The following is a 5,244-nucleotide window of genomic DNA, read 5'->3' on the forward strand; positions in this document are numbered from 1 at the left end:
AGCACCGTGCCTGCCCCCACCACCGCGCCCTCGACCTTCGCCATCTCGCGGATCACGTCGAGCGCCACCGGGGTACGCAGCGTCACTTCCAGCGCGGGCAGCCCGCCCTCGACCAGCGCCTCGGCGATCGGCCGGGCGTGCGCCACCTCGTGGACCACCAGCACCGGGATCACCGGCGCGAGCATCATCACCTGCTCGACGGTCATGTCCGTTCATCCTCCTGATAGGCCGCCGCCGCGCCGAGCAGCCCCGCCTGGTCGTGGCGGGCGAGACGGATCGGCAACTGCGCCATGCGCGCCTCGAAGCGGCCCTTGGCGCGGAAGCGATCGTGGAACAGCGGGCTCCTGAGCCGCGCCTCGATCCGGTTGGCGAGCCCGCCGGTGATCACCACGGCATTGGCGCCATGGGCGAGCGCGAGATCGCCCGCCACCGCGCCCAATGCCATGGTCAGGCGGTCGAGCGCCTGCGCCGCGAGCGGGTCGCCGACGCCGGTCGCCGCCTGCCACAGCGCCGCGTCGTCGCGCGGCACGATCGCCCGGCCGTCGATCATCGCCAGCGTCTCGTGGATGTCGGCGAGCGCGGGGCCCGAGACGATCCGTTCGACCGACACCCGGCGATGGCGGGCGCGCAGCCGGCCGAGCAGCGTCTCCTCGAACCCGTCGAGCGCCGCGAAGTCGATATGCCCGCCCTCGGTCGGGAGCACGATGCGGCGCCCGCGCCGGCGCAGCAGCTGGGCGACGCCGAGCCCGGTGCCGGGACCGAGCACGGTGGTGACCCCCTCCGCCGGCAGCGGCCCCTCGGGCCCGCCGATCGGGACCAGCTCGTCGCCGTCGAGCACCCCGACCGCCGCCGCCATCGCCGCGAAGTCGTTATGGAGCGCGATCCTCTCGATGCCGAGTTCCTGCGCGATCGTCGCGGAACGGATCGTCCAGTCATTGTTGGTGAAGCGGATCAGCGCGCCATCGACCGGCCCCGCCACCGCGATGCTGGCGATCGGGGGTGGCGCACGACCGAGATCGCGCGCGAAGGCCGCCCAGGCGGCGGGAAGCCCCGAGAAGTCGGCGGTCCTGTAGGCATGGACCTGCCCCAGCGCCGGCCGCCGGTCGTCATGCAGCTCCGCCACCGCGAAGCGTGCATTGGTCCCGCCCAGGTCCACCGCCACGATCTCCATGGATCAGAGCCCGGCCGCCGCGAGCATGGCCGAACCGCCGCGCTCGGCGGTGTCGGCGCCGGCGCGCATGAAGGCGAACAGCTCGCGGCCGGTGCCGGGCTGCGCGGCCGGCGGTGCCGCGGGTCCGCGCGCCTCCCACTCCGCCGCATCGACCAGCGCCATGATCTCGCCCCGCTCGGCGCACAGCCGGACGACGTCGCCGTCGCGGAGCTTCGCGATCGGCCCGCCGCCGAGCGCCTCCGGGGTCAGGTGGATGGCCGCCGGCACCTTGCCCGAGGCGCCCGACATCCGTCCGTCGGTCACCAGCGCCACCCGAAACCCCCGGTCCTGCAGCACGCCGAGCGAGGGGGTGAGCTTGTGCAGCTCGGGCATGCCGTTCGCCCTCGGCCCCTGGAAGCGCACGACCACCACCACGTCGCGGTCGAGCTCGCCCGCCTTGAACGCGGCCGTCACCTGGTCCTGGTCGTCGAACACCCGGACCGGCGCCTCGATCGTCCAGCGCGACCGATCGACCGCGCTGGTCTTGAAGGTGCCGCGCCCGAGATTGCCGCGCACCAGCCGCATGCCGCCGTCGGGCTGGAACGGATCGCCATGCGGCCGCAGCAGCGACGGGTCGAGCGGCTCGGCCGGCGCATCGCGCCAGACCAGCGCCTCGCCGTCGAGGGCCGGCTCCCTGGCATAGGCGCCCAGATCGTCGCCCGCGACGGTCATGATGTCGCGGTGGAGATAGCCGCCGTCGAGCAGCGTCGCGACGACATAGGCCATGCCGCCTGCCGCCTGGAAATGGTTCACGTCGCCCGAACCGTTGGGATAGACCCGGGCGATCAGCGGCACCGCCGCCGACAGCCGGTCGATGTCCTCCCAGTCGATCAGGATTCCCGCCGCCCGCGCGATCGCGGGCAGGTGGATGACATGGTTGGTCGAGCCTCCCGTCGCCAGCAGGCCCACCGCCGCGTTGACGATCGCCTTCTCGTCGACGCACTGCCCCAGCGGCCGGTAGTCGCCGCCGTCCCAGCCGATCTGCCCCAGCCGATGGACCGCCGCGCGGGTCAGTTGCTGGCGCAGCTTCGTCCCCGGATTGACGAAGGCGGCGCCCGGCATGTGCAGGCCCATCACCTCCATCATCATCTGGTTCGAATTGGCGGTGCCGTAGAAGGTGCAGGTCCCCGCGCCATGATAGGAGGCGCTCTCCGCCTCGAGCAGCTCGGCGCGGCCGACCTTGCCTTCGGCATAGAGCTGGCGGACGCGCTGCTTCTCCTTGTTGGCGAGGCCCGAGGGCATCGGCCCGGCCGGCACCAGGATCGTCGGCAGATGGCCGAAGCGCAGCGCGCCGATCAGCAGCCCGGGGACGATCTTGTCGCAGATGCCGAGCAGCGCCGCGCCCTCGAACATGCCGTGGCTGAGCGCCACCGCGGTGGACAGCGCGATCGTGTCGCGGCTGAACAGCGACAGCTCCATGCCGCGCTGCCCCTGCGTCACCCCGTCGCACATCGCCGGCACCCCGCCCGCCACCTGCGCCGTGATCCCCACCTCGCGTGCCCACAGCTTCATCCGGTCGGGGTAGCCGCCATAGGGCTGATGCGCCGACAGCATGTCGTTATAGGCGGTGACGATGCCGATGTTCATCCCGCGGCCGTCGCGGATCGCGGGCTTGTCCTCCCCCGACGCCGCGAAGCCATGCGCCAGGTTCCCGCACGACAGGCGCGGCCGGTCCACTCCACCCTCGCGCTCGCGCGCGAGCAGGTCCAGATAGGCCCGCCGGCCCGCCCGCGACCGCTCCACGATCCGGCTCGTCACCGCCTCCACGACAGGGTGCAGGGTCATCGCTCGCTCCCGCGCGCCGCTCAGGCGCTCCAGTGGATGTCGATCGCCTGCTCGGCATCCGCGAGCACCCGGCCGATCGGCAGGCTCGATCCCGCTCCCTCCTTGAGCGCCCTTTCGAGCAGCTTCCTCTTGTCCTCGCCGGTCAGCACCAGCATCACCGTGCGCGCCGACAGGATCGCCGCCTTGGTCAGCGTCACCCGCGCGACCGGGGCCTCGGGGGGCAGCGGATCAGGCATCACCCCGACCGCACGGCGCGCCTTCGGCGCATTGAGCGCATCGTCGAGGTCAGGTCCGGCGAAGATCGAGGCGGTGTGGCCGTCGGTGCCGACCCCGAGCCAGACCAGGTCGGGCGGCCAGGGGAAATCCTGCAGCCGCGCGTCGGCGGCCATGCCGGCGCTGCGATAATCGGGCGCCTTCTCGCTGATCACCGGCACCACCCGCGCGCCCTTCGGCAGGAAGATCCTGGCGATCGCCGCCGCGTTGGACAGCGGATCGGTCATCGCCACGATCCGCTCGTCGGTAGGGATGATCGTCACCCGCTTCCAGTCGATCTTCGCCTTGGCGAGCTTCTCGTAGATCGGCAACGGCGTCTGGCCGCCCGGCAGCGCGATCAGGCACTGGCCGCGCGCATCGAGCGCCGATTCGATGATGAAGCCGACATCGCCCGCCACAGCCTCGGCAAGCTCGGCCGGGTCCTCATAATCCCACCATTCGGCCTCGATCATATCGTCTTCCTTGTCCTTCTATTTCCAGATCCTCCCACGCTTCGCGTGGGGAGGAATGATTCCACGTCAGTCATGCCATGTGACGCCGTCGCGTTCGGTGAGGGCGATGGCGGCGGAGGGCCCCCAGGTGCCGGCCATATAGGCCTTGGGCTTCATCGCGTTGGCGGCCCAGCCGTCGCGGATCGCATCGACCCACTCCCATTGCGCCTCCACCTCGTCGCGCCGCACGAACAGCGTCTGGTCTCCCTCGACCAGATCGAGCAGCAGCCGCTCATAGGCGATCCGCCGCCGGCTGTCGGCGAAGGCGTTCGGCATCGATATGTCGAGCGGCACCTCCCTCAGCCGGATCCCGTCGCGGTCGAGCCCCGGCTCCTTCGCCATCAGCAGCAGTCGGACATTCTCGTCGGGCTGCAAACGGATGATCAGCTTGTTGGGTTGCAGCACCGCGCCCCGCCCGTCGAAGATCGAGTGCGGCACCCCCTTGAACTGGATGAAGATCTCCGACTGCCGGCTCGGCAGCCGCTTGCCGGTGCGCAGGTAGAAGGGAACCCCCTTCCACCGCCAATTGTCGATGTTCGCCTTCAGAGCGACGAAGGTCTCGGTATCCGACGGCTTGCCCAGCTCGTCGACATAGCCCGGCACCGGCCCGCCCGCGACCGCGCCGGGGCCATATTGCCCGATCACACTGTGGCTCGCCGCCATCGCCCGGTCGATCGGACGCAGCGAGCGGAACACCTTCACCTTCTCGTCGCGCACCGCGGCCGCATCGAACCGGGCCGGCGGCTCCATCGCCACCAGCGCGAGCAGCTGGAGCATGTGGTTCTGCACCATGTCCCTGAGCGCGCCGGCGCCGTCGTAGAAGCCGACCCGGCCCTCCAGCCCCACCGTCTCCGACACGGTGATCTGGACATGGTCGATCCCGCCCTCGCGCCACAGCGGTTCGAACAGCCCGTTGGCGAAGCGCAGCGCCAGCAGGTTCTGGACCGTCTCCTTGCCGAGATAATGGTCGATCCGGAAGATGCGGTCCTCCGGGAAGACCGATCCGACCGCGTCGTTGATCTCGCGGCTCGACGCCATGTCGTAGCCGAGCGGCTTCTCCAGCCCGATCCGCACCCCTTCGCCCGCAAGGCCCGCCTTGGCGAGACCGTCGATCGTCGCGCCGAACAGCGACGGCGCGGTCGACAGGAAGATCGACAGGCCCCGGTCGGTCGCGCCGACCTTCTCCGCCAGCGCCGCGAAATCCCCCTCCCTCGATGCGTCGACCGGGACATAGCCGATCCGCGCGAGGAAACCGCCGAGCGCCGCCTCGTCGAGCCGCTCGCTCGGCACGAAACGGCGCAGCGCCTGCTCGGCGAAGGCGCGAAAGGCAGCGTCGTCATGCCCGCTGCGCGCCGTCCCCACGATCGCAAGACCCGACGGCAGCAGCCCGTCCGCCGCCAGCCCGTACAGCGACGGCAGCAGCATCCGCTGCGACAGGTCCCCGGTCGCGCCGAACAACAGCAGCTTCTCGCTCGGTGCCGTCAC

At 71.1% G+C, this 5,244-nt stretch carries 4 protein-coding genes and 1 pseudogene; all 5 read right to left on the reverse strand.

Annotated elements, in window-relative coordinates; genetic code table 11:
* Positions 1-206: pseudogene (locus B5X82_RS25800) on the reverse strand (bifunctional 4-hydroxy-2-oxoglutarate aldolase/2-dehydro-3-deoxy-phosphogluconate aldolase); the annotation flags it as partial.
* Entirely contained in the window at positions 203-1,171 is a 969-nt protein-coding gene (locus B5X82_RS25805; RefSeq protein WP_079651165.1) for a glucokinase, read from the reverse strand. The pseudogene B5X82_RS25800 and the gene B5X82_RS25805, both read right to left, overlap by 4 nt.
* A 3-nt stretch (positions 1,172-1,174) precedes the next feature.
* Positions 1,175-2,995, reverse strand: a complete 1,821-nt coding sequence (gene edd, locus B5X82_RS25810; protein WP_079651166.1) for a phosphogluconate dehydratase — start codon at positions 2,993-2,995, stop codon at positions 1,175-1,177.
* Positions 2,996-3,015: 20 nt separating this feature from the next.
* Complete coding sequence (pgl, locus tag B5X82_RS25815; RefSeq protein WP_079651167.1) at positions 3,016-3,720, reverse strand: 6-phosphogluconolactonase; 705 nt, start codon at positions 3,718-3,720, stop codon at positions 3,016-3,018.
* Positions 3,721-3,786: 66 nt separating this feature from the next.
* Positions 3,787-5,244 (reverse strand): glucose-6-phosphate dehydrogenase (gene zwf, locus B5X82_RS25820; protein WP_377266688.1); only part of this gene is annotated, 1,458 nt, incomplete at its 5' end.

Source organism: Rhizorhabdus histidinilytica (assembly GCF_900167915.1).
Classification (GTDB): Bacteria; Pseudomonadota; Alphaproteobacteria; order Sphingomonadales; family Sphingomonadaceae; genus Rhizorhabdus; species Rhizorhabdus histidinilytica.

Coding starts and splice junctions, on each gene's coding strand:
- B5X82_RS25805 (WP_079651165.1), bottom strand. CDS start 1,171: ATGGAGATCGTGGCGGTGGACCTGGGCGGGACCAATGCACGCTTCGCG.
- edd (WP_079651166.1), bottom strand. CDS start 2,995: ATGACCCTGCACCCTGTCGTGGAGGCGGTGACGAGCCGGATCGTGGAG.
- pgl (WP_079651167.1), bottom strand. CDS start 3,720: ATGATCGAGGCCGAATGGTGGGATTATGAGGACCCGGCCGAGCTTGCC.